Origin of the sequence: Heminiphilus faecis (assembly GCF_008728965.1) — a bacterium.
Taxonomy (GTDB): domain Bacteria; phylum Bacteroidota; class Bacteroidia; order Bacteroidales; family Muribaculaceae; genus Muribaculum; species Muribaculum faecis.
Map to the genome: position 1 here is coordinate 1 of NZ_VSMC01000074.1, position 646 is coordinate 646.

Annotated in this window: 1 protein-coding gene; it reads left to right on the top strand. The window is 52.6% G+C overall.

Going from position 1 to position 646, the window contains the following annotated elements; genetic code table 11:
- A partial coding sequence (locus tag FW767_RS12975; RefSeq protein ID WP_150980749.1) for a transposase occupies positions 1 to 646 on the top strand: 646 nt, incomplete at both ends.

Genomic DNA, 646 nt, shown 5'->3' on the forward strand with positions numbered 1-646 from the left:
CTTGACGAGACGTGTCTGAGCAACGGCGATGTCTATACCATCCTGACCAACAAGACGGCGCACGGCCGCAAAGGAGCCTTGGCCGCTATGGTAAGAGGCGTGGCGACAGATGCCGTGTCTGCCGTTCTGAAGAAAATCCCGCTCCGTAAAAGGCTGGAGGTAAAAACCGTCACGACAGACCTGTCATCGGCCATGATGCTGACAGTCCGCAATGTTTTCCCGGCGGCGTCTCTGGTCAATGACCGTTTCCATGTACAGCAGCTCATTTCCGAGGCGGTGGACCAGTTGCGCATACGTCACCGTTGGGAAGTGCTCGATGCCGAGAACAAGTCAATAAAGGAGCATCGGGAAAAGCGCAAGACCGCCAAGACAAAGGAAGAACGGGAGCAAATTGGCCAGTGGGAACCGCAAAGGATGGAAAACGGCGAGACATTGCCCCAGATCATGGCACGAAGCAGACATATCATCCTCAAACACAAGACAAAATGGAACGGTCAGCAGAAATCCCGTGCAAAAATACTATTTAGCAAATTCCCTGACTTGGAGAAAGCCTACGGTCTGTTTCTGAAACTTGTGGATATATTCAACCGTAAAACCTCCCCGGGCGTGGCAAGGCTCAGTCTGGCAAGATGGTACAACGACGTAG